The following is a 1,220-nucleotide window of genomic DNA, read 5'->3' as shown; positions in this document are numbered from 1 at the left end:
ACGGCAACAGGATGAATGACGATGTATGATCTGCTCCTCAAGGGCGGCCGGGTGATCGACCCGGCGCAGGGCCTCGACGGTCTCTATGACGTGGCCTTCAGGGACGGCAAGGTGGCCGAGGTGAAGGCTGGGATCGACCCGGCGGGGGCGCGCGACGTGCGCGACGTTTCGGGCCGGATCGTCAGCCCCGGCCTGATCGACCTGCACACCCATGTCTACTGGGGCGGCACCTCGCTGGGGGTGGACGCCGAGACCATCGCGCGGCGCAGCGGCACCACGACCTTCGTCGATGCCGGCAGCGCGGGCCCGGGCAACCTGGCGGGCTTCCGCAAGCATGTGATCGAGCCCTCGGAGCCGCGGATCCTGGCCTATATGAACATCTCCTTCCCCGGGATCTTCGCCTTTTCCAAGACGGTGATGGTGGGCGAATGCGCGGATCTGCGGCTGCTCGACGCGCGCGAATGCCTGCGCGTGGCGAGCGAGAACCTGGACATCATCGTGGGCATGAAGGCGCGCGTCGGGGCCAAGGCCGGCGGCAATTCCGGGCTGGCGCCGCTGGCGCTGGCGATCGAGGTGGCGGACGAGCTGGGCCTGCCGGTGATGGCGCATATCGACAACCCGCCGCCGACCCGCGAGGAGGTGCTGAGCGTCCTGCGCCCGGGCGATGTCCTGACCCATTGCTTCCGGCCGTTCCCGAACGCGCCGATCCACGGCGACTGCACCATCCGGAAGGAGATCATCGAGGCGCGCGAGCGCGGCATCATCTTCGACATCGGCCACGGCTACGGCGGCTTCGGCTTCCGCTCGGGGCGGGCGATGCTGGCCGAGGGGATCAAGCCCGACGTGCTCAGCAGCGACGTGCATGTGATTTGCGTCGACGGGCCGGCCTATGACGTGCTGGCGGTGATGTCGAAATTCATGGCGCTGGGGATGAGCCTGACCGAGGTGATCGCGGCGACCACGCAGAACCCCGCGCGCGCGCTGCGCCGCGACGACATCGGCACGCTGAAGGTGGGCGCGGCCGGCGACGCCACGATCCTGACCGAGACCAGCGGCAGCATCACCCATACCGACGCGGTGGGCGAGACCATCACCGCCGACAGCTACCTGGAACACCGCGGCATCGTCATCGCCGGCAAATGGTGGCAGGACGCCCCCGCCGCGTGATCCTCCGCGCCGAGCGAGGCCTTCAGGCCCCGGCCCGGCGGCCGGGGCCTTCT

The 1,220-nt window shown here is 69.5% G+C and carries 1 protein-coding gene; it reads left to right on the top strand.

The genetic code is table 11. From position 1 onward, the window contains the following. Positions 1-21 precede the first annotated feature (21 nt). Positions 22-1,167, top strand: a complete 1,146-nt coding sequence (locus KCI33_RS17830; protein ID WP_212526152.1) for an amidohydrolase/deacetylase family metallohydrolase — start codon at positions 22-24, stop codon at positions 1,165-1,167. The last annotated feature ends 53 nt before the right edge of the window (positions 1,168-1,220 follow it).

This window comes from Actibacterium sp. MT2.3-13A (assembly GCF_018139985.1).
GTDB lineage: Bacteria > Pseudomonadota > Alphaproteobacteria > Rhodobacterales > Rhodobacteraceae > JAGSOU01.
Note: the sequence above shows the minus strand (reverse complement) of the source record. Positions and strands in the feature narration are given on the sequence as shown.